Raw genomic sequence first — 26,153 nt, forward strand, 5'->3', positions numbered from 1 at the left:
GTCAATGCATTCTACAGGAAAAAAAATGCCATATTTATTTGTAACATTTATTGTATTCAGTGTCATTTTTCAGAGTAATGCTCAGGAAACTCATTGTTCTGTTTCCCAGGATAAAAAAGCGCTAAAGTTTTTCGATGAAGCTAAAACTTTATTTAAAAGCCGCAAGTATGAGGATGCAAAAAATACAATCGGAAAAGCAATTGACGCTGATCCGGAATTTGGAGATGCATACCTTTTGCAAGGTGAGATCGCTTTGAAGAAAAAAGACGACAATCTGATGATTGAAAGCTTTAAAAAAGTGATTGAAATTTGCCCGGATGCCGATCCTGAATCTTATTTTCAAGTAGGTGCATTTTATTATGATACAAAAAATGGAAAGATGCGGAAACGTATCTGAAGAAATTTCTGGAGTTTGACAAGATAAATGAGGTTCATGGTTCAAAGGCTGAGTTGATGTTACTCCGTTCTGCATTATATGCACACCCTGTTGCATTTAATCCTGTTCCGGTCAAAGATATTTCATCACCTGATCCGGAGTATTTACCTTATATCAGTCCTGACAATGAACTTGCATTTTTTACTCGCCGGTATGAATTGCAGGCAAAAGGAATGCTGACTCCGCAAAGCGCTGAGAAGTTTATGATCGCCTATCTTCAGCCTAATGGATTATATGAAAGAGGAAAACCAATGGAAGATCCTTTCAACAGATCAACCAGCAACAATGAAGGTGGAGCTACTATTACAATTGATAACAAACATTTATTCTTTACAGTAAATACAAAAGGTAATTTCGATATCTGTACTTCTGATTTCGTTGATGGAAAATGGACAGAGATCACCAACCTTGGCCCTAACGTAAATGACCCCAAGCAGTGGGATAGTCAGCCATCAGTTTCGTCTGATGGGAAGACTTTATATTTTGCATCTGCCAGAGATTCTATGTCACGGATAGATATCTACAAAACAACGCGCGATGAAACCGGTAACTGGAAGAAGGCTGTGAAACTTTCTTCAAAGATCAATACTAATGGCAATGACAAATCACCATTCATCCATAGTGATAGCAGAACGCTTTACTTTTCATCAGATAGCTTACCGGGTCTTGGTGGCTACGATATTTTTAAATGTCAGATGGATGAAAATGGTAACTGGGGTAAACCTGTAAATATCGGTTATCCTATCAATACTGATGCCGATGAAGTTAGTTTTTTTGTCAGCACGAATGGTCGCACCGGTTATTTTGCAAGTAATAAACTTAATAACGGTGTCGGTGGATTTGATATTTATTCATTTGATCTTTACACAGAAGCTCGTCCTGATAATGTCTATTTTCAAAAGGGTGATATGAATGGAAAAGAAAATACAGAAATTGTAAACGCAACGATAGAAGTAAAGGATGCAATCACAAAGAAGTTAACCAAGATCGATGTTGATTCTGTAACCGGTGAATATGCATTCATTGTCAATTTTAAAAATGATCTTCTTATCAGTGTGAAAAAAGAAGGTTATGCCTTTGAATCAAATTACGTTCATTCACAGGATACCCAAAACTTGAAAGTGCAGAAAGTCGATATAGAACTTAAGAAACTCGAAGTTGGGGGACAATATACTTTGCATGATATCCTTTTCGCAACAAACAGTTTTGAATTAAATGATACAATTAAAACAGTATTAGATGAATTTTCCGATTATCTGATGCAGAATAAAAAACTTCAGGTTGCTCTTCACGGACATACAGATAATGTCGGAAATCCGTCGGATAATCTTATACTTTCTAACAACAGAGCAAAAGCAGTATTTGATTACCTTTCAACAAAAGGAATAGAAAAAACCAGAATGAGCTTCAAAGGCTTCGGTGAAACAAAACCTATTTCATCCAACAACACCGAAGAAGGCAGAGCGAAGAACAGGAGGACGGTGTTTGTGGTGAATAGCAAATAGTTATTCGTTATTAGTTAAAGTTTGGTCTTATATTTGTTAAGTCGCTTCCAAAACCAACAAATTCCATGAAAAAACTAATTTTTGGCCTGCTATTATGCAGTAATTTAATAGCTCAGGCAGACAATCAACGTGTAAATTTAAGTTCTGATGTAAACGGTGTTAAAGTGTTTCTTTCTGGTGCTCAGGTGATCAGAACTGCTAAGGGCAGTGTTGATGCCGGCTCTACTGAAGTAGCAATTGAAGGACTTTCATCGCAAGTAAATCCGAGTTCAATTATCGTTTCAGGTACCGGCGATGCAATGATAATGGGTGTTAGTTATACTTTAGACTATTTACGTGATAAGAAAAAGACGCCTGAGTTAGTTAGACTGGAAGATTCTCTTGAAACTTTAAAAGCTATTCTGGTAAGATATAACATGAATGAAAGTGTTTACAATGATGAAATGGCATTGTTGAATGCAAACAAAAATACAAGCGGCAGTAATGTTGGTGTTAATGCAGAGAATTTAAAAAAGGTTGCTGACTTTTATCGTGCCCGTTCAATTGAATTGAAAACTAAATTGATCGAAATCGCAGAATTGAAAGTAAAGGTCAATGAAAAGATTGCAAAACTCTCTGCTCAGATCAATGAGACGAATGGTAAACTAGATCAACCTTCCGGAACAATTTTAGTTTCAATTGAAGCAAAGCAAAGAACTAATATCGCTTTGAATGTTTCATATTACGTTCCTGCTGCATCATGGGAGCCATTGTATGAATTGCATGGTAAGGATGTAAAAAGTCCGGTAGAGTTAATTTATAAAGCATCAGTGAGACAATCGTCTGGTGAGAACTGGACAAAAGTACCTTTTACACTTTCTACAGGAAATCCACAGTTAAATAATACAAAACCTAACCTTGTTCCTTGGTTTGTTGATTTTATCAGATTCAGAAAACAATATGAGCTAAAAGAAATGCAAAGTGCTGCTCCTATGATGAACAAAGCTAGTACAGACAACTACATGATTCAAGGCGCAGCAGATTCTGCAATGGAGGAAATCGCAGTTTCACAGAATGAAACTGCTGTTAGTGTAGAATTCGAGATCAAACAAAGTTATTCTGTTGCAACAGATGGAAAAGATGTGATCATGACTATTGAGAAACATGAACTTCCTTCTCAATTTGCATATTATGCTGCACCACGAATCGATAAAACTGCATATTTAATGGCATCGATCACGGGTTGGGAACAATTAAATTTATTGCCGGGAAGAGCGAATGTATATTTTGAAAACAGTTATGTTGGCGAATCTTATATTAATCCAACATCAACGGCTGATACATTACGTCTGTCGATGGGCAGAGATGCACGAATCGTGATCAAAAGAACAAAGGTGAAAGATCTTTCCGGAGCAAAATTCCTTGGAAGCAATACGATTAAAGATTTCACTTTCGATATTTCTGTCCGTAACAATAGGAGCGAAGTTGTTGATCTGGTTTTAGAAGATCAGGTGCCGCTGACAAAAAACGAATCTATCAAGATCACTATCAATGAAACATCCGGTGCAGACTATAATTCTGAAATTGGAATGCTCACATGGAGAATGAATCTGAAGAATGGCGAAACAAAAAAATTCCGTGTTGCTTATACGGTGAAGTTTCCGAAGGATCAGAATGTGAGTGGACTGGAGTAGTTATTTGTTTACTGAATAGACTCTTTAGGTAAAGGGTCAAAGGTCAAAGGTCACGCAGCTTACTTGCATGCAGCGTGACCTCTGACCTTTGACCTTTGACCTAATCTAAGAGTAAATGAAATTTAACTTGCCCCGTAGCTGCTTTTGCTTTTTTTTGTAATAACTCATGAAATTCGAAACAAGCCGTTATTACGGGCTTTTATTAACTTTTACATTGATTTTTGTTGAATGTGTTCGTTCTTTCGGACAATGTTCAGCAGTGATCAATACTTTTCCTTATCGTGAGAGTTTCGAAACTGGTATGGCAAATTGGACCACAATTGGAACAAACAACGACTGGGTTTGGGGTACTCCTTCAAAACCTGTGATCAGTTCTGCAGGTGATGGAACAAAATGCTGGATCACCGGTGGTACATCTGCTTCTTTCTACAATTATGGAGAGAAGTCATGGGTGCAAAGTCCTTGTTTTGATTTTACGACCCTCAATAAACCCTTCATATCTGTTCTGGTTTTTTGGGATACGGAATTAACTTATGATGGTGCCAATCTTCAGTATTCTCTTAATGGTGGAAATTCATGGAGCACAATTGGCGCTGCAGGGGATTCTGTAAATTGTAACGTTTCAAACTGGTATAACAATTCCGGCATAACAAATTTAAACGGACTTGGTGGTTCTACTGCCGGTTGGTCAGGAACTACTCAGGCAACCAGCGGTTCCTGTAATGGTGGAAGAGGATCTGCTACCTGGCTTCGGGCAACCCACTGTGTTCCGCAAGTGGCTAATCAGCCACAGGTGATCTTCAGATTTACGTTTGGTAGCGGTACTACCTGTAACGACTATGATGGTTTTGCTTTCGATGACTTCTATGTTGGAATTGCACCGACAACTGCTCCGGTTGATTTTACATTTAATTGTATCGGTAATTCGACATACAATTTCAGTACTGTTCTTTCAAATTGCATTGATACTTACAATTGGAATTTCGGAGATCCGGGCTCGACTGATAATACTTCTGCAGCTCCATCACAAAATCATTCGTTTTCAACCTTCGGTACTTTCAATGTTACTTTAACCGGCGGTGGTGATTGTGCTAACGACACTTTAATTACCAAACAAGTGAAAATTATTGACGCAGCAATTTCTTCTACTGATGTGACGTGTCAGGGCGATAGTAATGGAACTGCAATGGTTGTTCTTCAAGGTCACGGACCTTCAACAATTGTTGAATGGAATACATCTCCTGTACAAACTGCTCCCGGAATAAGGAATTTACCGGTAGGTGAGTATACTGCATTAATTAGTGATACCGCTGCCTGTGGACTTTCAGTTACCACGGTAGTAGGAGAAGGACCTGATGCCAGGCCAACAGTAGATATAGGTAGCGACTTGTTAATTTGTCCCGGTTCAACAATTCCATTACTGATCAGGAATTTTTCAACTTACCAATGGCAGGATGGTTCTACGGATTCTTTATATCTGATCACAGCTTCAGGAAATATTTTCCTGACTGTTACAAATGCAGCCGGTTGTCGTACAACAGATTCATTGATCGTTGAAGAAGATTGTCTGAGTGATATACTTTTTCCGAATGCTTTCACTCCGAATGAAGATGGAATTAATGAAATTTTTTCAGGTGTTGGATCAGAGCCTGAAAATTTCAAGCTCAGGATTTTTGATCGTTGGGGCGAATTAATTTTTGAATCAAACAGTATATTGAACGGTTGGGATGGTAAATACAATGGACATTCAGTACATGATGGTGTATATGTTTACCAGTCAATATTTACAATTGCAAAAAATAATGAAATAGAAAAAACGGGGAAAGTTGTTTTGATCCGCTAATTTTATATGAAGAGATTTCTGTTATTTATAATTGTTGTGTTTTGTTGTGTAGAGTTTTCGCATGCCAGAAATAAACTTTCTTTCTTCGAAAAAAGTCCTGTCCCTGACACCTGCAGAATTCGTTTACTGAACTATTCCACTGCAGCTTTATATCCGATAAGTATGTCGTGGCTGTATACACAATGGTACCGTGATTATCCACAGAGTTCATTCCATTTATTCAATGATAATTCTGAATGGCTTCAAATGGATAAGTATGCACATTTTTTTGATGCCTATAGTATTGCCAAGCCTTTGACACATCTATATCAGTGGGCCGGATACGACAATAAGAGATCAACACTTTATGGCTGTGGAATTGCATTTTTATTTCAGACAACTGTTGAGGTCTTTGATGGTTTTTCATCTGAATGGGGATTCAGTACCGGTGACCTTGCTTGTAACACCGGTGGCGTGTTGCTCTTTGGAGCACAACAGTTAGGATGGAAAGAGCAACGCATTATCCTGAAGTATTCATTTCATCAGACCGAATTTTCTAAATATCGTCCGGATGTATTAGGGAGTAATCTACCTGAAAATATTTTGAAAGACTATAATGGATTGACAAGCTGGGTTTGTATTAACCCGGCGTCATTTATGAGTGAAAGTTTCAGGTTTCCAAAATGGTTGAATCTTGCAGTAGGCTTCGGTGCAGAAGGAATGACCGGCGGTGATTTCAATCCAAAGGAAGTAGATGGAAGAACATTGCCTGAATTCGAACGATACCGTCAATATTATCTGGCATTTGATATTGAATTGTCTAAGATTCAAACGCGCTCATCTTTTTTAAAAGGAGCATTTAAACTTATAAATATCATTCATCTGCCATTGCCGACATTAGAATTTTCACCCGGAAGAAAAACGATTGGTAGGTTGGCTTATTTTTAAAATAAAATAGTTCAAAAAAGAGTATTATCTTAGGGAATAATACTCTTTGTAGAATAATTTAATAAGAGGTCAATGAAGGATCGATCTCCCTGGCATAGGCTAATATGCCGCCTTTAAGATTGTAGAGATTAGTAAAACCAATTTTTTCAAGCTCATTAACAATTGCTCCGCTGCGTCCACCGGATTTGCAATGAATGATTACAGTTTTGTCTTTTGAGATCTTTTCAGTTTCATTTAAAATAATTCCCATTGGAATCAATTCACCATCGAGATTACAAATTTCATATTCGAATGGTTCTCTTACATCGATCAATTGAAAATCTTCACTATTGTCGAGTTTCTGTTTTAATTCTTGTACTGTGATTTCTTTCATAGGCGTGGGTTATGAATATTATTTTAGTGTGGGTACACAAATTTAAGATATTTTTGGATTTTATGCAGTTACTGTAAGCATTTTTGCGAACTTTTTAACAGCAATAAATAATCATTATACCTAATTAATTACATATTTTTATTCTTACCTTGATTTTGTTCAATATTGAATGAATATACCAAAAGCGAAGCAATATAAATCCGGTTAAAAATTTCAAAACCGGACCATGTTCGGAATTTGTAAAACTGATTTTTATAAAATAAGTTTCACTTGGAATTATTTCATAAATAAAAGACGTATGGATATTAGAATAGTGCATTTCACTCCAAATTTTAAAGATGACTTTTACACGTTGAATGCTCAATGGTTGAATCATTATTATTTTATTACTCCGGAAGACGAAGTATTACTAAGAAATCCGGAGAAAATTATTGAAAAAGGAGGCGGGGTATTTTTTGCCCTTAATGGTAATATCGCTGTCGGGACGTGCGCTATCGTTCCTGAATCGAGTTCAATCTTTGAACTGATAAAAATGGGAGTTGATCCAAATGTGCAAGGAAATGGTATTGGTTCACTTTTGATGAAAGCTTGTATCGAGTTTGCAAAAGAAAGAAAAGCTGATCTGATCACACTTGAAACGGCTGTCCCATTGAAAGCCGCAATTCATCTCTACGAAAAATTCGGCTTCGTTAAAACTTCTGAAGAATACACTCATCCTGTTTTTAAGCGTGTAACTTTTAAGATGCAGCTTTTATTGCAATAGTAATATGAGGAGTTTATTTTTATTTACAGTCACTTTTCACTTCATTTCACTTCATTTCACTTCATTTCACTTCATTTCACTTCATTCCACTTCATTCCACTTCATTCCACTTCATTCCACTTCATTCCACTTACATTCTTTTCTCCAACTCAAACATCTCATCCCGTAGCCTTGCCGCTTCAACAAAGTCGAGTTCTTTTGCGGCTTTCTCCATTTCTTTTTTCGTCAGACTGATCATTTTTTTGATTTCATCTTTGCTGAGATATTGTAACAAAGGATCAGCTGCCAGATTTTTTTGCTCTGATTCAATGTAAGCCTTCGCTTCAGCAATCTTTTTATCAGCAACTTTTGTCTGTCCGATAATACTCTCCATCGTCCGGTTGATCTGAACAGGAACCAATCCATGTTCCTGATTATATTTATGCTGAATTTCTCTTCTTCGATTTGTTTCGTCGATTGTCTTCTGCATACTCTCAGTCATCTTGTCTGCATAAAAAATAACTTTGCCATTTACATTTCTGGCTGCACGACCGGCAGTTTGAGTTAACGAACGATTGCTTCTTAAAAAACCTTCTTTGTCTGCATCAAGAATTGCAACCAATGAAACTTCAGGAAGATCCAATCCTTCCCGGAGCAAGTTAATTCCAATCAATACATCAAAATTTCCCAGACGCAGATCACGTAAAATTTCAACTCTCTCTAATGTATCTACTTCAGAGTGGATATACCTGCAATTAATATTTAACCTTGTCAGATATTTTGCAAGCTCTTCTGCCATACGTTTAGTAAGTGTCGTTACAAGCACCCGTGAACCACTTGCAATAGTTTTGTGAATTTCTTCAAGCAGATCATCTACTTGATTGATACTTGGTCTGACTTCTATGACAGGATCGAGTAACCCCGTCGGACGAATGACCTGTTCCACGACAACTCCTTCACTTTGCTGAAGTTCATATTCAGCCGGCGTAGCACTTACAGAAATTACCTGTGGAAGAAGAACTTCAAACTCGTCAAACTTTACAGGGCGATTATCAAGTGCAGAAGGTAAACGAAAACCATATTCAACAAGATTCTGTTTTCTGCTTCTGTCACCGCCATACATTGCTCTGACTTGTGGAACAGTTACATGGCTTTCATCAATGACCATTAAAAAGTTGTCAGGAAAATAATCAATCAGACAAAACGGTCTTGCACCAATTTGTCTGCCGTCAAAGTACCGCGAATAATTTTCAATTCCCGAACAATAACCCAATTCCCGGATCATTTCCAGATCATAGGTAACTCTGTCTTCAAGTCTTTTTGCTTCCAGATTCATTCCAAGCGAACGCAGATAATCAGTTTGCTTGACCATATCTTCCTGGATCATCCAGATTGCTTCGAGTTGTCTGTCGGCATTGGTAACAAAAATGTTAGCAGGATAAATAGTAACTGCATTATTTTTTTCTATTGTCTTTCCTGATACAGGATCAATTGTAGTTATCTCCTCAATTTCATCTCCAAAGAAACTGAAACGATAGGCTATATCACCATAGGCAACAAACACATCTACAGTTTCACCTTTCACACGGAATTTACTTCTGGTGAATTCAGTTTCTGTCCGTGAGTATAATGAAGTAACAAGTTGATGTAAAAATTTATTCCTGCTGATCTTATCACCTTCTTTTACTCTGATCGTATTGCTTTTAAAATCTGCAGGATTTCCAATACCATAAATACAGGAAACGGAACTTACAACTATCACATCTTCCCGTCCTGAAAGTAGGGCAGTGGTAGTACTTAAACGAAGTTTTTCAATTTCATCATTGATGGCCAGATCTTTTTCTATGTAAGTATTAGTTGAAGGAATAAAAGCTTCCGGCTGGTAGTAATCGTAATAAGAAACAAAATATTCAACTGCATTGTTTGGAAAAAACTGTTTGAATTCTCCATACAATTGTGCAGCCAGAGTTTTATTATGCGAAAGTATCAGCGTTGGTTTCTTAACCCTGTCGATTACGTTTGCAACAGTAAACGTTTTACCTGAACCGGTAACACCGAGTAATGTCTGCGCCTGATCCCCTCGTAAAATTCCCTGTACGAGTTGATCAATTGCCTGTGGCTGATCGCCTGTAGGCAGAAATTCGGAAGTAAGTGAAAAGGCCATGGAAAGGATTTGAGAGATACAAAAATAAAAAAAAGGTTGCCGAACTTAACGACAACCTTTTTTTATTTCAATTATTTAAATTGATCATTGTGCGTATGCCGGTTCGTTCCAGATTTCCCATGATTTCTCTGCTTGTAGTCGAAGCATTCTGAAACCATTGTGGATAAATGCACCTGCATCTTTCGACTTTTCCAGGAATAATGTTTGCGCCGGATTATAGATCAGGTCAAAACAAAGATTCTTGTGAGTCAGAAATTCATACGGGATGTTAGGACATTCGTTTACTTTAGGGAACATTCCAAGTGGTGTAGTATTTACAATGATTTGGAAAGCCTTCATAGTATTGTTATTCAAGTCTGCATAAGTATAGTGAAATCTTGAATCTTCTCTTGTTACAAAGAAATGCTCAATGTTCAACTTTCTGAATACATAACTTACCGCTTTTGCTGAACCACCTGTTCCTAAAATCAACGCCCGACGATGATGTGGACGAAGGATAGGGCGGATAGCCAATTCAAATCCCCAGGCATCTGTGTTGTAGCCATGAAGTTCAAATTTAGTTTGATCCTGACGAATGATCTTGATGGTATTCACAGCTCCGATCTTCTGTGAAATATCATCTAAATTGTCAAGCATTGGAATAATGTCCTGTTTAAACGGGATAGTGATATTGAGTCCCATCAATTCCGGATTTTCACGAACGATCTTTTTGAGGTCGTAAATATTCTCAGTTTCAAAATTTTCATAGACACAATCGTTTCGACCTTCCCGTTGAAATTTCTCAGTAAAGAATTTCTTGGAGTACGATTGTTCTAAAGGAGTACCGAACAAGCCAAATTTTTTCATTTTTTTCCTTTTTTTAATTGTTTAATTGCGCAGATTAACTTTACTGTATTTTGATTTTAAAAATCCGATGATAACCGGCAATACCGAAACTCCGATAATTCCCAGCGTTACTAAAGAAAAATGGGATTTGACCCATTCATTGCTACCCAGTAGGTAACCGGCAATTGTGAAGAGAAAGATCCAGATCACATTGCCTGCTATGCAGAAAAGTAAAAAACGACGATATAACATACTTCCTAAGCCCGCGACAAACGGTGCAAAAGTTCTTACAATTGGAATAAAACGAGCCAGAATTACTGTCTTGCCACCATGCTTTTCATAAAATGCATGAGTCCGGTCCAGATAGGCTTGCTTAATTAATTTTCTTTTTGAATTGACTAATTTGTCCCCGATAAAATTCCCGACAGCAAAATTCAGATTGTCACCTACAAATGCGGCGATAAATAAGATCGGAATTAAGATCCACAAATTTAATAGGCCTGCACCTGCCAATGCTCCTGCTGCGAACAGTAAAGAATCACCCGGTAAAAACGGCATGACAACTAATCCAGTCTCGCAGAAGATGATCAATGCAAGAATTAAATAAGTTGCTTTGTGATACTCTTTGACAATTGCTTCCAGATGTTTGTCAATATGCAGAACAAAGTCAATGAATTGTTCAAAAATTTCCATACGGCTTAAAAGATTCGAAGCTCAACACCAATGTGGTTACTCGCAGTTTTTTCTCTTGGTGTAAAGGTAATAATTTTGGAATAAATAGTATTAATTTTGATATTATTTCATACATCTTTTTTGTTTACAAGATTTGGAAAAATACCTTAACAAACTGTTCACTAAAAGGATGATTTAGGTAACTTGCATTTGTCATAATTGTGTCAGAATGAAGCTAAATATAGGCGATAAAGTCCGCTTTTTGAACGAATCAATAGAAGGAACAATAGCCAGTGTTTTATCGCACGGTCGTGTTGAAGTGAGGGATAGTCATGGCTTTACACATGTATCGGAAGAACGATATCTGGTCAGAATTGAGTTGACTCTTGAAGAGGTGCAGAATGATCTAAACGAATCATCCTCAGTTCCTAAATCCAGTTCACCTCCACCGGTTCAAAAGAGTTCCATCCCGATAATTTCTTCCCTTGAAGATGATAATACGATCTATGCTGCCATCAGACTTTTAGATGAAAAAAATCCTTTAACGACTGATGTTGAGATTTTCCTGCTGAATAATACGGATTATTCAATTTGTTTCACTTGCCTTAAACGTTTGGGGAATTTCCGTGCAGGAATTCATTCAGGAGTGTTAAATTCTAACCACGAAAGTTTGATCGGAGTATTTTCTCAGGACGAAATCTACCGGTTTGACGGTTTCGAATTTCAATTTCTTTTCTTTAAAAAGGAAGAGTTCAAACCTAAAAATCCGGATACGAAACTACTTCAATTCAATTCTTCTGATTTCATGAATGCAGATTTGAGAAAGAAGTTCTATGACAGAGATGATACAATTCTTCTTTTGCCTTTACATGAGGTCAAACAAATGACAGAAGTTGATATCGTTGGGCTACTCGATAAGTATAAAGATAAAAAAGAAGCAGAAGCCAGAAATTTAAATGCGAAAACGAAAAACAAATCCAGCCGCTTTGTTGTTTTAACCCGCCAGAAAGTTGTCGATTTGCATATTGAAGAATTGATCAAAGATTATTCTTCAATGTCAAATGCACAGATCATTTCATATCAGATCAATTTTTTCATGCAGGAAATGGACAAGGCTCTGATCGACAAATTACATAAAATTGTTTTTATCCATGGTGTTGGTGCCGGAGTTTTGCGAAGTTCTATCCGGGAAGAACTTAAGCGGTTTCCAAATATCCGTTATACCGATGCTCCAATTGAGAAATATGGGAACGGTGCTACGGAAGTTGAATTTATATGATCACGAAGACTCATCATTTTGAATTTAAAAAAAAGATCCGGATCATGCGCCGGGTACTTTTTGCAGGAGCACTACTTACCATACTGAAATTTTTTGCATATCACCTGACGCATTCAAATGCAATTTTGACGGATGCTTTGGAGTCGATCATTAATATTGTTGCTGCCGGTTTCGGACTTTTTACGCTAGTGTATGCTTCACGACCAAAAGATGAAAATCATCCGTATGGTCACGGAAAGATGGAATTCTTTGCTGTCGGATTTGAAGGCGCACTGATCTGTTTCGCCGGAATTGGTATGATCTATCAGGCAATCAAATCATTTTCTTCTCCGGTAGAAATCCATCAACTCGACATTGGACTTGCAATAACCACCGGCGCTGCAATTCTAAATTATCTGATGGGTCGATATATGATCAGTCAAGGAAAAAAATTACATTCAACAACATTAATCGCCGATGGTCAGCATCTTGTATCTGATACCGTTTCGTCTATTGTACTCCTGATCGGTTTAGGTTTGATCATACTTACCGGCTATAAAATAATCGACTCTATTCTGACAATTGCACTTGGAATTTATATTCTGTTTGTTGGATATCGTTTACTGAGAAATTCAATGGCCGGATTAATGGATGAGACTGATTTTGATAAAGTGCTGGAACTTGTCGACGTTTTGAATCAAGGGCGACGACCTGCGTGGATAGATATTCATAATCTCCGCGTTGTGAAATACGGATCATCTTTACATGTTGATCTCCATTTGACTTTACCCTGGTACGACAATCTCCAGAAATCTCATGAAGAAGTTAAAGCACTTGAAGTCCTGGTAAATAAACAATTCGAAAACCGGGTCGAATTCTTTATCCATACCGATCCTTGCTTACCTACCGGCTGTCCAATTTGCGCCGTAGAAAATTGTCCGGTCAGACAACATGATTTCAAAAAGAAACTTGAGTGGGATCTTCCTTTAATAATGAAAAACAAACCACACCAGATTTAATTAATAATTTTATAATAGTACTTTCACTTCCATCTTTGATTTTTTCCCTTTTAAAAAATTTTTAAACAACAAAAAAAAACAAAAATCAAATTCAATAATTTTAGTTGAAAATTCATAATTTTTAAATTAATTGTTCGCAGAATAAATTTCTAGCAAGCCTCCACATTTTCTTGACATACATCTTTTTGAATCAAAGAAAAAGCAGTTCTTGTGCGAGGGAGTCCACGCGCTGCGCGAAATCATTTGAAAAGTTGAATCAGGGCTGTACCCAATAATAAGATTTCAAATGATTTGGTGCGCGTGGTCGCCTTTTTTTGTTTCTTTTTTTGGCCAAACAAAAAAATAAAATTGAAAGAATTGGCTTCGATGTGAGAAATTACTTTCAAATGAAAATAATTTTTTCTGACAGGAGTAATTTGTTATTAGTTAATAAATCCAGTTGCAAATAAATCCCGTTTATCTATTCAAACAGATCAATAACATTCTAAAAAACTTATTAAACAACAATTCTATGAAAAAGAAAATTCTTTTTGCAGCTATGGCTGTGACGCTAAATGCGGGTGTAATTTTTGCTCAGACAGGTAACACAATGGTAGGTGGTGAATCAATGTATCCTGCTAAAAACATTATTGAAAATGCAGTCAATTCAAAAGATCACACAACATTGGTGGCTGCAGTGAAAGCAGCAGGACTGGTTGAAACTCTGCAAGGTAAAGGACCTTTTACAGTTTTAGCACCTACTAATGATGCATTTGAAAATTTACCACAAGGAACAGTTGAATCCTTACTTCAACCTGAAAATAAATCGAAATTATCAGGAGTTCTCACGTATCATGTATTGGCAGGTAAGTATGACTTTAATACAATTTCTAAAGCTATAAAAGATGGCAAAGGTACTGTATCAATGAAAACTGTTGCAGGTGGTTCTCTTACGTTTATGATGAATGGAAGTCATAACATTTCTGTTAAAGATGAAAATGGTGGAGTAGCAAATATTTCAACGTATGATGTGTATCAAAGCAATGGCGTAATTCATGTTTTAGATAAAGTGCTTTTACCAAAAATGTAATTTGTATTTTAATGTGTAAGCGAAACGGTCGGTATTAAATTCCGGCCGTTTTTTTTCATTTAATAAACAGAATTGGATTATTTCAGGATAAATTCGCTCTGAAATCGGATTTATATCAACTATTTTTATTTCAACTTTTGCACTTTGGTAAAAAAAATTAGATTTGTAAAGCATCCCTGCGATATGCTATAAAAGGATTGAACTTTCCTGCTGAAAGATTCTTTCATTTAAAATTAATTATGCTTTCAATTAATAATCGGTTGTCGGAATTTCTTATTCAATTATTGAAATATTTTTTCAAAAAAAGAAAAGCTTGCAATTCTTTTGTTCGTACTTTTTATTTTCAGAAGCGATGATTCAATCAGCCAATCCATAAAAATATTGTTTGATGCTTCAAAGGCAGAAGCTGCGGGAAATGCAGACTGGGTGATTGATGCAAGCTCAAGAAATTTAGGATTTTCTACTGGCCCCGCTATTTTAAACGGAGGAAATGAATCCAATGCACAAAGAATTCCTTCACCGGCACAGTCGGGGATTACTGCATCAACAGCTGAGACATACTGGGATGGCGGACTTTCTTATTGGGGAATTGATTGTGTAAACCGGAATTACATTGTTGAATCGTTGCCTTATAACGGCTCAATTACTTATGGCAATTCTTCAAATTTGCAGGACTTGTCGAACTATGATGTCTTTATCGTTTGTGAACCGAATATACTTTTTACTGCGGCACAGAAAACTGCTATACTAACCTTTGTACAAAATGGGGGCGGACTATTCATGGTAGCTGATCATACAATTTCTGATAGAAATAATGATGGCGAAGATTCTCCTTTTATCTGGAATGATCTGATGACAAATAATACCGTTCAGAATAATCCATTTGGAATGTCATTCGATTTAGTTGATTTTTCACAAACAACTTCTAATATACCCAATCTGCCCAACGATTCTATACTTCATGGACCGGCAGGTAACGTTACTCAAGTACAATTTGCAGGAGGAACTTCATTAACTCTTTCACCTGCTCAAAATTCAAGCGTTAAAGGTGTTGTCTACAAAACAGGATCTTCTTTTGGAAATACAAATGTAATGTGTGCTTATGCAAGGTTCGGAAGCGGGAAAGTTGCAGCAATAGGTGATAGCTCACCTTGCGATGACGGAACCGGTGATCCGAATGACGGATTATTTTTCGGCTACACTCAGGATGCAGGAGGAAATCATAGAAAACTTTTAATGAATATGACGATCTGGCTTGCGACTCAGAATACAATTTCTCCACCAACGGCTGATTTTTTTGCAAGTCCATTGACTGTATGCACCGGACAAGCTACAACGTTTACTGATAATTCAACTTCAGGAAATACGTCTTACGCATGGAATTTTGGGTCAGGTGCAACTCCTGCTACTGCATCAACTGTAGGTCCGCATTCAGTTTCATATACTACTGCTGGTACAAAAACTATTTCTTTATCAGTTACCAACTCTGCAGGGACAAATTCAATTACAAAATCAAATTATATTACTGTTGATGGAAATTGTAATACCCCTGATCTGGGTGTAATAAATTTACTTTCTCCTTCAACTAATATTTGCCCGACATTAAATTCTGAACTGAAAGTTAGAATTCAAAATTTCGGTTTGTCCTCAATTAATTTTTCTAATACTCCTGCTACAATAAATATGCAGGTAACAGATCCTGCTTCAGCAAATTTTCCTTTTAGTCAAGTGATCAATTCGGGAATTTTATCAGCCGGAGCAACTTTGGATGTTACTTTCTCATCTACTTACAATATGATGCTGCCCGGAAATTATTTATTCAATGCAAACTCAGTTTTGTCCGGAGATATCAATCCCTCCAATAATGCTATGCCTGCAACTTCAATAATTATCAATGCTGGCTTGCAATCAGAAGTTGTATTAGTCGATGAAAGCATAGGAACAGTTGCAGCAACAACATCAATCGCATCACACGAAACCAACAATGGTTTCGATAATGATAATTTAACAATGTCCGGTACGGCTGATATAAGAATCACAACTTCCTCAAACGGATATGCTACTGCATCCGGTGGAGCTAATGTTTTTTTTACTGCCAGTGGAAGAAATTTTATTATCTCAGGAATTAATACTTCCGCCAACTTCAATACTGAATTGTCATTTGGCGTTTTAAAAAGTGTTGCTTCCTCTGATGGAAGTGATTTGCTGATCCAGGTAAGTACTGATGGAACAAATTACTCTGATCTTACAATGCCGGCATTGCCATTGAATTCTTCCTGGAATTATACAACCCTTACGGGAACGATTCCATCTTCTCCGAATTTGTCGATAAAATTTACAACAACCAATACAACTCAATATAGAATTGATGATATTCGATTGATTGACCATATGGCTCAGGCGGAAATATGCGGTAATAGTATTGATGATAATTGTAATGGTTTGGTTGATGAAAATTGCTCTGTTACACTGAATTTAAATGTACTGATTGAAGGATTTTATCAGTCGAATGGTAAAATGGCTGCAGCGATCGATTCAGTAATTTCACCTCTCTTGTGCGATTCCATTACCATTGAACTTCACTCAGCAGCAAGTCCATATTCTACAGTTTATACTGATAAAAAAACAATTGATAGATTTGGAAATGGAGTATTTATTTTTCCTTCAAATCTTCTTGGTCAAACTTTATACCTGGTGGTGAAACATAGAAATTCAATACAGACATGGAGTGCATCGCCGGTATTATTTAATAGTTTGTCAGTCACGTATTCATTTTCGGATAATGCTTTAAAAGCATTTGGCAATAATCTGAAAAATCTGGGAAATGGATTCTTTGCAATTTATAGTGGAGATATCGATCAGAATGGAGTAGTAGATACATCAGACCTTTCCATCGTTGAAAATAATATGCAGCAATTCTTAACCGGCTATTTACCGTCAGATGTTACCGGAAATAAAATTTCAGAATCGTCGGATGGAAGTGTGGTGGAAAACAATTACGGAAAAATGATCTCGAAACCGTAATTCATATTTCGTAATTCAATGGGTGCTGTTGCAGGCGTTTGTTTGAAAATCGTTATACGAGATTTATAATTCGTAAATCGAATTAGTCTCTGATCTAAGGTTGTTTTCTAATTTTTAGATGTTTTTCTATTATTTCAATTTTGGAAATTTGTTCCAATTAAACAATCAATCAATTTACAGGTCGCCCCTACGGGGCTAATTCGTAATGGGTATGTTTCGTTCTACAAACAGGTCGCCCCTGACGGGGCTATGCTTTGTACGGATACTGCGTAATTGATAAAAGTAATATATATGCTTAGGTTAAAACCAATATTTTAAAATGTAAATGTATGTTAGCCCCAGAGGGCGACCTGTGATTTAATCGATTGTTTCCAATTATTAAATACCAATTTTACATTCAAAAAATCCATTCTTCCTATCATTTAAATTACATTTAATCACAGGTCGTTCCTACGGGACTAATTCGTAATGCGTATGTTTCGTTCTATAACAGTTCGTTTCTGACGGGGATATGCTTTGTACGGATACTGTGTAATTGATATAAGATAGATATAAGCTTAGGTTAAAACCAATATTTTGAAATGTAAATGTATGTTAGCCCCAGAGGGGCGACCTGTTTGTAGAAAAAACAATACACCTGCCTAATAGCCCCGTAGGGGCGACCTGTGATTTAATCGATTGTTTCCAATTATTAAATACCAATTTTACATTTAAAAATTCCAGTCTTCCTATGATTGAAATTACATTTAATCAAAAAAAAATTATCCATTTTAAATTAACATATCCAAAATTTCAATTAATGAAACGCCAAATTAAATTTAATAATACATTGCTAACCGTTTTTCTCAAAATACATTTACATGTACTAAACAATTAGGCTTAGATGACTTTTAAAGAGAACCTTAATATCGAAAATAATGCGAGCCTTTATGACTTCTAATTTCTGACTTCTGATTTCAAGCAACAGGTTCCCACAACTCAATCCGATTTCCCTCCGGATCATAGATCCATCCGAATTTTCCATAATCGTATGTTTCCATATTTTCATCAACTTCAATTTCCGAAGAGCGTAATTCTTTTAGTAATTCTTCAAGATGTTTCACTCTGAAATTAAGCATAAAATCTTTTGATGATCTGCCGAAATATTTTGAGTCTTGCGAAAAAAATGACAAGTAAGTATTCTCAATTACGTCAGGCTGATTTAAATCGCGCCATTGCATATCGTAGTAGGACGTTGTGAAATCCATTCCAAAATTTTTACTGTAAAATTCTACTGATTGCTGAACATCACTACACTTAAGGAAAATTCCACCAAGTCCTGTTACGTGTCCAAATAATTCCAAAGGCTTATGGTAATCATCGAATGCCCGGTCAACCGGTTCCCATAATTCAATTTTATTTCCATCACAATCTATTGCCCAGCCAAACCTACCGTAATCGTAGCTTTCAACTTTATCGTCGACTTCAACTCCGTTCTGCATTAAGCGAATACGTAAATTATCAAGATCCGCTACACGTAGGTTGATCATTGAATCTGATGTTCCCGGATAAAAATAATCTGTGTTCTCAGGGAAGAAAGAAAAAACTGTATAACCAATGTCATTCGTCTGCACCAGATTACGCCACTTGAAACTAAAGTATATTCCCGTCCCAAAACCAATACCCAGATTGTCTTCATACCATCTTGCGAGGTATTTCGGGTCGTTTGCTTTTATGAATATGCCGCCTATCATTCGGAAGTAGTAAGAGGTTATTAGAAATTGTAAGTTGTTGTTGTAAGTGGTAAGTTGTGAGTGGTGAGTAGCACTGCATGATAAATTGGAAATGGTTTCTTTTATTTAACATTTAGCAAAATGTCAATAAATGTAGCCACTTGAAGTATGTATGTAGTGCTACTCACCACTTACTACTCACTACTTACCATTAGTGGCAGTATGTAATTGTTGTAAGCACTTGAGGTAAGCAAACAGTGCTACTTACCACTTACCACTTACTACTCACCACTAGTAACCAAGTATCTTCATCATCGAAATCGCGCTTTGTTCCTTCGCAAACAATCGTGTGGTGATTTCGCCATCTTCATCGCGGTCTATGATAACCATCTTCGGTGCAGGAACCAGACAATGTTGTATTCCGCCATAACCACCTATACTTTCCTGATAGGCTCCCGTATGGAAGAATCCGATATACAATGGTTCACCTTCGAGTTTTTCTTCTGAAGGCAGGTAGACCTGATTAACATGCGATTCTGTATTGTAATAATCGTCGCTGTCGCAGGTTAATCCTCCTATGTTTACTCGCTTATGTTCTTTTTCCCAATGATTGATCGCAAGTAAAATAAATTTCTGCTTGATTCCCCACGTATCAGGAAGCGTTGTAATGAACGAACTATCGATCATGTACCACAACTCATTATCGTTTTGCTGTTTTTGGTCTACGATGGATAGGAGCGTGGCACCACTTTCAGCAACGGTGAAACTACCAAACTCTGTAAAGATATTCGGCTCTTCTACACCTTGTGCGCGACAAGTCGTCTGAATCTGTTTGATGATCTGCTCGGCCATGTAATCGTAATCGTATTCAAAGCCCAGCGATTTTCTGATCGGCCAACCACCGCCGATATCCAGAGAATCAAGAGTCGGACAGATCTTCTTTAACTCACAATAAACGTTCACACATTTTGAAAGTTCAGACCAGTAATAAGCTGTGTCTTTGATGCCGGTATTGATAAAGAAGTGTAGCATTTTCAGTTCAAAGCGCTTGTTCTTCTTCAGATTTTTAATGTAAAAGTCACGGATCTCATCATAACGAATACCTAATCTGGATGTATAGAATTCGAAATTCGGCTCTTCGCCGGAAGCGATCCTGATCCCAACTTTCACTTTTTTACGGCCTTTTATCCGCTTATCATATTGTGACAGTTCGTTCATGCTATCCAGAACAGGGATAACGTTCTCAAAACCATCATTTAACAGTCCGATAATATTCTCAATGTATTGAGGTCTTTTGTAGCCGTTACAGATGATAAAAATGCTTTTATCTATCTTTTTGTCAGCATGTAAAGCCCTAATCAGCGGAATATCAAATGCTGATGAAGTTTCCAGATGAATATCATGTTTCAAAGCTTCGTGCAAAACATAAGAAAAATGGGAACTTTTAGTGCAATAGCAGTAGGTATATGTACCTTTGTAATCTGCCTTTGCAATGGCAACATTGAATATTCGCTTGGCTTTCTTAATTTGCGAACCTATTTTAGGAAGATAGGTGATTTTCAACGGAGTACCGTATTGCTTGATGATCTCCATCAAATCGATGCCGTAAAAATGCAGGTTGTTGTCGATTACTTCAAAGCCTTCCTGGGGAAAGTAAAAAGTTTGTTCGATCAGATCGCGATAGGTATTCTTCATTCTAAACCGTTGAGTTTAATTGGGGATGAGGATTAGTGATAAATGCGGGTGACTTGGATTGAAAGATTTTTGCTAAAGTAAGTAACTTACTTTTATTACTTACGTTAGGGAAAAGATTTTTCGGATAAATAAATCAGAGTATGAAAAAGATAAAGATCGTAGAAGTGAAATCAGAGATCGGTGCCGGAACACGAGGCGCTTCAATGGGTCCTGATGCAATTAAGATTGCAGCGCTCGACTACGGTAGCAATCTGTTTAAGAAGATTGATTCAATTGAAGTTCAAACGGAAAATAATCTGCTGTTTGAATCTCCCGGTAGTCCGTATGCAAAGAGAATAAAAGGCATGTATGTCGTTCTTGAAAGGACTGCGAATGCGGTCAGAAATTCTCTCAAGAATAATGAATTCCCGATCGTCCTTGCCGGTGATCATAGCACTGCTGCCGGAACTATTTCAGGTATCCGCATGGCTTACCCGAAGCAGCGTATCGGTGTAATATGGGTGGATGCACATGCGGATCTTCATTCTCCATGGACGAGTCCTTCAGGTAACATGCATGGAATGCCACTGGCTGCCGTCTTGAATGAAGATAATGCCACTAACAAAATGAACAAACCCGATAAGGAAACTTTAGACCTTTGGGGCAAGATCAAAAAGTTGGGTGGAATTGCTCCGAAGATCGAATACAGCGATGTTGTTTATATCGGATTGCGCGATGTTGAACCTGAAGAATCTTATTTGCTTAAGAAACATAAAGTGAAAATTTTCAGCACGAGCGAAGTGAAGCGTAACGGTGTTGAGAAAATTGCACGTGATACATTGGCGCATCTAAGCCGCTGCTCCCATATCTACATTTCATTCGATGTGGATTCAATGGATTCTTCTATTTCTAAAGGAACAGGTACTCCGGTTCGTAATGGAATTACTGAGAAAGAAGCCGGCAGTTTACTAGTCCGACTTATTCAGAATGAAAAGGTATGTTGCTTCGAGATCTCGGAAGTGAATCCGACACTCGATAAAGAAAATTTAATGGCCGAAAACACATTTGAGATCCTTCAGCGTGTCGTAAGTCAGTTAACGAATTGATCCCTCTCCCGGAATGAATCTAAGATTTGAATCGCAATTAAAAAATATAATTGCATCAGGAATACAAAGCCTCTACCAACTGAATGTAGAGGCTTCGTCTATTCTGTTGCAGGAAACAAAGAAGGAATTTGAAGGCGATGTAACGCTGGTTGTTTTTCCATACACAAAAGCTGCCGGTAAAGGACCTGAGCAAACTGCACAGGAAATAGGTGAGTACATCAGTAAGTCTGATTTTCCATTGGAGTCATTCAATGTTGTGAAAGGTTTTTTGAATTTAAGTATCAATAAAACATTCTGGAAAAATTTTCTGATCACAATCAATTCAGATCAGGATAATTTATTTGACCCAAAGAAAAATTCCGATGAAAATTCGAAACCATTAAAATTGATGGTTGAATATTCTTCGCCGAATACCAACAAGCCTTTGCATCTTGGTCATATCAGAAATAATTTGTTGGGATTTGCAGTTTCAAATGTTCTGAAAGCAGGTGGACATGAAGTTATCATGGTAAACCTTGTGAACGACAGAGGAATTCATATCTGTAAATCAATGCTTGCCTGGATGAAATTCGGTAATGGTGAAACTCCGGAATCGACTCACATGAAGGGTGATCATTTTGTCGGTAAGTATTATGTACTGTATGACAAAAAATATAAAGCCCAGGTAGAAGAACTGGAGAACGACGGTTTGTCGAAAGAAGAAGCAGAGAGAAAAGCTCCACTGCATCTGGAGATCCAGGAAATGCTCCGTAAATGGGAAGCAAATGATCCTGAGACCCGCGCTCTTTGGAAAAAGATGAACGACTGGGTCTATGCAGGATTTGCTGTAACGTATAAAAAACTTGGTGTTACATTCGATAAAATCTATTATGAAAGCGAGACTTATCTGAAAGGAAAAGAGATCGTAGAGAATGGAGTAAAGGATAATATTTTTATTAAAGAAGCTGATAACTCCATCTGGGTCGATCTGACTGATGAAGGTCTTGATAAAAAAGTTCTGTTAAGAAGTGATGGAACAAGTGTTTACATTACTCAGGATCTGGGAACAGCAATTTTACGGTTTAAGGATTATCCCGGACTTGAAAAGTTGATCTACGTTGTAGGTAATGAGCAGGATTACCATTTTAAAGTGTTAAAGAAGATCATCGAGAACCGGATGAAACTTGACAATGTTGAATTGTTCCATCTTTCTTATGGAATGGTGGATCTTCCTTCGGGTAAAATGAAGTCCCGTGAAGGAACCGTTGTTGATGCTGACGATCTGATCAAAGAGATCGTTGAAGAAGCGGAGATGGCAACAAAAGCACAAGGTAAACTCGATGATTTTGATTCGCCGGAAGCGAAAGAACTTTATCACAATCTCGGAATGTCAGCTTTGAAATATTTTATTCTCAAAGTTGATCCGAAGAAACGAATGTTATTCAATCCTGCTGAGAGTATTGATATGAATGGTAATACAGGTCCATTCATCAGTTATACTTATGCGAGGATCCGTTCTGTACTTCGTAAAGGCGGTGCAATGAAATTAGCGAACGATCAATTCACTGCACATGATCCATCTAAAGAAGAAAAACTGCTGATCAAATTGATCTATCAATATCCTGCTATAATAAAGGCTGCTTCTGATGCATACAATCCTGCATTGGTTGCCGGTTATTCATATGATCTTGCAAAAGCGTATAATCACTTTTACCATGAGCATATTGTCGTAGACGCTGAACAAAAAGAAACGACATCCTTCCGTTTGCATTTAAGTGAAATGACTTCTTTAGTTATTTCAAAATGTATGGCTATGATCGGAATCACGGTTCCTGAAAGAATGTAAGATGAGCAAATTCGGAAATTATCTTTTGATAACACTTGTTTTCGTGACGATCAGTTTTTGTTCGATCTCGGAATTATCTGTCTTTAACAGATCAGAAGCAAGTTCAAAAACTTCCGGAATAAAAATTCCTGCAGAAAAATTATTACCCGGAGATATTGTACTTCGGGAAGGCAAAAGTTTCGTTTCGCATGCGCTGCGTTCGTTCTCTCAGACTGACAAGCATTATTCACATGCCGGCATGATCTTTATCAGGAATGGAGAAACTTTTGTTTGCCATGTAATGGCAGCAGAAGGGAAGCGAAGTAATAAAATCCGTCTTGAGCCATTGGCATCGTTTTGCAATAAGTCCGACAATTCCTCAATTGCTGTTTACCGTTCGGGGGTTGATCCGATGAAAATTGATTCTGTTATAATGGATTTCTTTTCGAAAGGAATTTCTTTTGACAACGATTTCGACCTGAATTCGGATCAGCAAATGTACTGTACAGAATTAGTGTATAAAGTTCTGACAGCAGCTAATGGAAATGAAAAATTCATAAATTTGTCACATGGAAATGGGATTGATTATGTTGCCTGCGACAATCTTTACCTGAATCCTCAAACTCGTTTAATCTACTCTTATAATTATTGATATGCTAAAATTATCACGTTTCATTCCGGTGCTTGCACTTACTGTTTTACTTTTTGCCTGTGGAAAAAGCGATTCACCTTCATCTATCACTGAAAAATTTCTTGCAGCAATTGCAAAAGCCGATTACGATGCAGCAAAAACTTTTGGTACAGCCGACACAGACCGTCTGTTAAATATGATGAGTGGTTTCAAGAAAATGGGAGCAGAGCCTTTTATGTCAGATGCCAAATTCGATGTTGTCGATGAATCCATCACCGGCGACGAAGCCAAAGTAACCGTAAAAGTCGACGGTAAGCCAAAAGAAATGATCTTTAATCTCCAGAAAGAAAATGGCAAATGGAAAGTAGCCATGAACAAGGAGACGATCAATGAATCGGATGCTAATATTTTTAATCTGGGAGCCACTAATACTGATACGACGTCTGTAAAGTAGTTTTTAGGTCAAGGTCAAAGGTCAGAGGTCACGCTGCTCGCAAGGATGCAGCGTGACCTCCTGACCTCTGACCTCTGACCTTTGACCTCATACCTTTACCAAACCCGCCACCTTACTCCCAATTAACTCAATCGACCGCATCAACTTCTCATGCGGCAACTTCGCATTATCCATCTGAAAGGTAAACCTTGAAATTCCTCCAAGCGCTTCACTGTGGTGAATGATCTTTGCTGCGATTTCTTCCGGTTCGCCAACAAGTAATGCACCACGTGGACCATTCTGTGCATCGAAATGCGGACGAGTCACCGGAGGCCAGCCGCGTTCTCTTCCGATTCTTGTAAATGTTTCTGCATAGCCCGGATAGTAATCATTCAATGCCTGCTCTCTTGATTCAGCGACATATCCTAGTGAATGCAATCCGACTTTTAGTTTTTCAGGAGCATGTCCTGCGCGTTTACCGGCTTCTCTGTACAGATCTACCAATGGCCTGAAACGATGTGTTTCGCCGCCGATCACTGCAACCATCAATGGCAATCCGAGTGTTCCTGCACGGACAAATGATTCAGGAGTTCCACCAACGCCCAACCAGATAGGCAGATGCTTTTTCAAAGGCCGCGGATAAACAGGTTGGTTATTCAACTCCGGACGAAACTTTCCTTTCCATGTCACGAATTCATTGTCACGGATCTTTAAAAGGAGATCCAGTTTTTCTGAAAACAATTGATCATAGTCTTGCAGACTATATCCAAACAAGGGAAAGGCGTCAGTAAAAGAACCTCGACCAACAACCATTTCCGCACGACCTTTTGAGATCAGATCAAGCGTAGCAAAATTCTGAAACACTCTTACAGGATCAGATGCACTTAACACAGTAACTGCGCTCGTCAGAATAATGTTTTTCGTTCTTGCAGCAGCTGCAGCCAATATCATTGTCGGTGCAGAATCCAAAAACTCCCTGCGATGATGTTCCCCGATCCCAAAAAGATCCAATCCAACCTTATCCGCCATTTCAATCCGCTCCAGCAACTGTTCCAACGCCAGCATGCTTTTCGTTCCGGTTTCCCCATCATTCCCCACACTTGCTGCAGCAAAACTATCTATCCCTATTTCCATAATTTCTTTTTCTTTTCACTTTTCATTCTTCACTTTTCACTTTCATTTCAATCCTGATAATCCCTGCAATCCCTAAAATCCCGGTCAAAAATCCCGGTCAAAAATATCGGTCACCATTCCCGGTCAGCA

The 26,153-nt window shown here is 37.6% G+C and carries 21 protein-coding genes; 14 read left to right on the top strand and 7 right to left on the bottom strand.

Annotated features, from left to right (window positions below):
• Positions 1–25: 25 nt before the first annotated feature.
• From IPL24_01135 to IPL24_01155, 5 genes are all read left to right on the top strand, one after another.
• On the top strand, positions 26–397 hold the full coding sequence (locus IPL24_01135) for a hypothetical protein (GenBank protein MBK8362317.1): 372 nt from the start codon (positions 26–28) through the stop codon (positions 395–397).
• Between the two features lie 56 nt (positions 398–453).
• Positions 454–1,941 (top strand): OmpA family protein, encoded by a 1,488-nt coding sequence (locus IPL24_01140; GenBank protein MBK8362318.1) that lies wholly within the window; start codon positions 454–456, stop codon positions 1,939–1,941.
• Between the two features lie 65 nt (positions 1,942–2,006).
• Positions 2,007–3,614 carry a DUF4139 domain-containing protein gene (locus tag IPL24_01145; protein MBK8362319.1) on the top strand — a complete coding sequence of 536 codons (1,608 nt, stop codon included), beginning with the start codon at positions 2,007–2,009 and terminating at the stop codon, positions 3,612–3,614.
• A 166-nt stretch (positions 3,615–3,780) separates the two neighbouring features.
• Positions 3,781–5,457: a gliding motility-associated C-terminal domain-containing protein gene (locus IPL24_01150; protein MBK8362320.1), complete on the top strand. Its 1,677-nt coding sequence runs from the start codon at positions 3,781–3,783 to the stop codon at positions 5,455–5,457.
• 6 nt (positions 5,458–5,463) lie between these two features.
• The gene (locus IPL24_01155) at positions 5,464–6,384 is read left to right on the top strand and encodes a DUF2279 domain-containing protein (GenBank protein MBK8362321.1); all 921 of its coding nucleotides are present in this window, start codon (positions 5,464–5,466) and stop codon (positions 6,382–6,384) included.
• A gap of 58 nt (positions 6,385–6,442) precedes the next feature.
• On the opposite strand, the gene IPL24_01160 is transcribed toward IPL24_01155, so the two are convergent.
• Positions 6,443–6,757, bottom strand: a complete 315-nt coding sequence (locus tag IPL24_01160; GenBank protein MBK8362322.1) for a rhodanese-like domain-containing protein — start codon at positions 6,755–6,757, stop codon at positions 6,443–6,445.
• Positions 6,758–7,055: 298 nt separating this feature from the next.
• Here IPL24_01160 and IPL24_01165 point away from each other — a divergent pair, with 298 nt between their 5' ends.
• On the top strand, positions 7,056–7,520 hold the full coding sequence (locus IPL24_01165) for a GNAT family N-acetyltransferase (protein MBK8362323.1): 465 nt from the start codon (positions 7,056–7,058) through the stop codon (positions 7,518–7,520).
• A gap of 130 nt (positions 7,521–7,650) precedes the next feature.
• Here IPL24_01165 and uvrB read toward each other — a convergent pair whose 3' ends face one another.
• The 3 genes from uvrB to IPL24_01180 form a co-directional block, all read right to left on the bottom strand.
• A complete protein-coding gene (uvrB, locus tag IPL24_01170) occupies positions 7,651–9,663 on the bottom strand; it encodes an excinuclease ABC subunit UvrB (GenBank protein MBK8362324.1) in 2,013 nt (670 codons plus the stop codon).
• An 84-nt stretch (positions 9,664–9,747) separates the two neighbouring features.
• Positions 9,748–10,509: a shikimate dehydrogenase gene (locus IPL24_01175; GenBank protein ID MBK8362325.1), complete on the bottom strand. Its 762-nt coding sequence runs from the start codon at positions 10,507–10,509 to the stop codon at positions 9,748–9,750.
• A 21-nt stretch (positions 10,510–10,530) separates the two neighbouring features.
• On the bottom strand, positions 10,531–11,181 hold the full coding sequence (locus tag IPL24_01180; GenBank protein ID MBK8362326.1) for a DedA family protein: 651 nt from the start codon (positions 11,179–11,181) through the stop codon (positions 10,531–10,533).
• Positions 11,182–11,389: 208 nt separating this feature from the next.
• On the opposite strand from IPL24_01180, the gene IPL24_01185 reads away from it, so the two are divergent.
• The 4 genes from IPL24_01185 to IPL24_01200 all read left to right on the top strand — a co-directional run bounded on the left by IPL24_01185 (position 11,390) and on the right by IPL24_01200 (position 17,530).
• The gene (locus IPL24_01185) at positions 11,390–12,439 is read left to right on the top strand and encodes a DUF2027 domain-containing protein (GenBank protein ID MBK8362327.1); all 1,050 of its coding nucleotides are present in this window, start codon (positions 11,390–11,392) and stop codon (positions 12,437–12,439) included.
• A 44-nt stretch (positions 12,440–12,483) separates the two neighbouring features.
• A complete protein-coding gene (locus IPL24_01190) occupies positions 12,484–13,437 on the top strand; it encodes a cation transporter (GenBank protein MBK8362328.1) in 954 nt (317 codons plus the stop codon).
• Positions 13,438–13,948: 511 nt separating this feature from the next.
• Complete coding sequence (locus IPL24_01195) at positions 13,949–14,506, top strand: fasciclin domain-containing protein (protein ID MBK8362329.1); 558 nt, start codon at positions 13,949–13,951, stop codon at positions 14,504–14,506.
• 324 nt (positions 14,507–14,830) lie between these two features.
• Positions 14,831–17,530, top strand: a complete 2,700-nt coding sequence (locus tag IPL24_01200; GenBank protein ID MBK8362330.1) for a hypothetical protein — start codon at positions 14,831–14,833, stop codon at positions 17,528–17,530.
• A 956-nt stretch (positions 17,531–18,486) separates the two neighbouring features.
• Here IPL24_01200 and IPL24_01205 read toward each other — a convergent pair.
• Together IPL24_01205 and IPL24_01210 are read right to left on the bottom strand one after the other, a co-directional pair.
• Entirely contained in the window at positions 18,487–19,011 is a 525-nt protein-coding gene (locus tag IPL24_01205) for a VOC family protein (GenBank protein MBK8362331.1), read from the bottom strand.
• Between the two features lie 522 nt (positions 19,012–19,533).
• Entirely contained in the window at positions 19,534–20,937 is a 1,404-nt protein-coding gene (locus IPL24_01210) for an arginine decarboxylase (protein MBK8362332.1), read from the bottom strand.
• 140 nt (positions 20,938–21,077) lie between these two features.
• Here IPL24_01210 and rocF point away from each other — a divergent pair, with 140 nt between their 5' ends.
• The 4 genes from rocF to IPL24_01230 are packed head-to-tail and all read left to right on the top strand — an operon-like array spanning position 21,078 to position 24,911.
• The gene (gene rocF, locus IPL24_01215) at positions 21,078–22,022 is read left to right on the top strand and encodes an arginase (GenBank protein MBK8362333.1); all 945 of its coding nucleotides are present in this window, start codon (positions 21,078–21,080) and stop codon (positions 22,020–22,022) included.
• A 13-nt stretch (positions 22,023–22,035) separates the two neighbouring features.
• On the top strand, positions 22,036–23,847 hold the full coding sequence (locus IPL24_01220; protein MBK8362334.1) for an arginine--tRNA ligase: 1,812 nt from the start codon (positions 22,036–22,038) through the stop codon (positions 23,845–23,847).
• Position 23,848: 1 nt separating this feature from the next.
• Complete coding sequence (locus IPL24_01225; GenBank protein ID MBK8362335.1) at positions 23,849–24,478, top strand: hypothetical protein; 630 nt, start codon at positions 23,849–23,851, stop codon at positions 24,476–24,478.
• A 1-nt stretch (position 24,479) separates the two neighbouring features.
• Positions 24,480–24,911 (top strand): DUF4878 domain-containing protein, encoded by a 432-nt coding sequence (locus IPL24_01230; GenBank protein MBK8362336.1) that lies wholly within the window; start codon positions 24,480–24,482, stop codon positions 24,909–24,911.
• Between the two features lie 87 nt (positions 24,912–24,998).
• Here the strand turns inward: IPL24_01230 and IPL24_01235 are convergent, their stop codons facing one another.
• Positions 24,999–26,024: an LLM class flavin-dependent oxidoreductase gene (locus IPL24_01235; protein MBK8362337.1), complete on the bottom strand. Its 1,026-nt coding sequence runs from the start codon at positions 26,022–26,024 to the stop codon at positions 24,999–25,001.
• Positions 26,025–26,153 lie beyond the last annotated feature (129 nt).

It is taken from the genome of Bacteroidota bacterium, from assembly GCA_016711505.1.
In the GTDB taxonomy this organism is placed as follows: Bacteria; Bacteroidota; Bacteroidia; order AKYH767-A; family 2013-40CM-41-45; genus JADKIH01.

Coding starts and splice junctions, on each gene's coding strand:
- IPL24_01135 (MBK8362317.1), top strand. CDS start 26: ATGCCATATTTATTTGTAACATTTATTGTATTCAGTGTCATTTTTCAG.
- IPL24_01140 (MBK8362318.1), top strand. CDS start 454: ATGTTACTCCGTTCTGCATTATATGCACACCCTGTTGCATTTAATCCT.
- IPL24_01145 (MBK8362319.1), top strand. CDS start 2,007: ATGAAAAAACTAATTTTTGGCCTGCTATTATGCAGTAATTTAATAGCT.
- IPL24_01150 (MBK8362320.1), top strand. CDS start 3,781: ATGAAATTCGAAACAAGCCGTTATTACGGGCTTTTATTAACTTTTACA.
- IPL24_01155 (MBK8362321.1), top strand. CDS start 5,464: ATGAAGAGATTTCTGTTATTTATAATTGTTGTGTTTTGTTGTGTAGAG.
- IPL24_01160 (MBK8362322.1), bottom strand. CDS start 6,757: ATGAAAGAAATCACAGTACAAGAATTAAAACAGAAACTCGACAATAGT.
- IPL24_01165 (MBK8362323.1), top strand. CDS start 7,056: ATGGATATTAGAATAGTGCATTTCACTCCAAATTTTAAAGATGACTTT.
- uvrB (MBK8362324.1), bottom strand. CDS start 9,663: ATGGCCTTTTCACTTACTTCCGAATTTCTGCCTACAGGCGATCAGCCA.
- IPL24_01175 (MBK8362325.1), bottom strand. CDS start 10,509: ATGAAAAAATTTGGCTTGTTCGGTACTCCTTTAGAACAATCGTACTCC.
- IPL24_01180 (MBK8362326.1), bottom strand. CDS start 11,181: ATGGAAATTTTTGAACAATTCATTGACTTTGTTCTGCATATTGACAAA.
- IPL24_01185 (MBK8362327.1), top strand. CDS start 11,390: ATGAAGCTAAATATAGGCGATAAAGTCCGCTTTTTGAACGAATCAATA.
- IPL24_01190 (MBK8362328.1), top strand. CDS start 12,484: ATGCGCCGGGTACTTTTTGCAGGAGCACTACTTACCATACTGAAATTT.
- IPL24_01195 (MBK8362329.1), top strand. CDS start 13,949: ATGAAAAAGAAAATTCTTTTTGCAGCTATGGCTGTGACGCTAAATGCG.
- IPL24_01205 (MBK8362331.1), bottom strand. CDS start 19,011: ATGCAGAACGGAGTTGAAGTCGACGATAAAGTTGAAAGCTACGATTAC.
- IPL24_01210 (MBK8362332.1), bottom strand. CDS start 20,937: ATGAAGAATACCTATCGCGATCTGATCGAACAAACTTTTTACTTTCCC.
- rocF (MBK8362333.1), top strand. CDS start 21,078: ATGAAAAAGATAAAGATCGTAGAAGTGAAATCAGAGATCGGTGCCGGA.
- IPL24_01220 (MBK8362334.1), top strand. CDS start 22,036: ATGAATCTAAGATTTGAATCGCAATTAAAAAATATAATTGCATCAGGA.
- IPL24_01225 (MBK8362335.1), top strand. CDS start 23,849: ATGAGCAAATTCGGAAATTATCTTTTGATAACACTTGTTTTCGTGACG.
- IPL24_01230 (MBK8362336.1), top strand. CDS start 24,480: ATGCTAAAATTATCACGTTTCATTCCGGTGCTTGCACTTACTGTTTTA.
- IPL24_01235 (MBK8362337.1), bottom strand. CDS start 26,024: ATGGAAATAGGGATAGATAGTTTTGCTGCAGCAAGTGTGGGGAATGAT.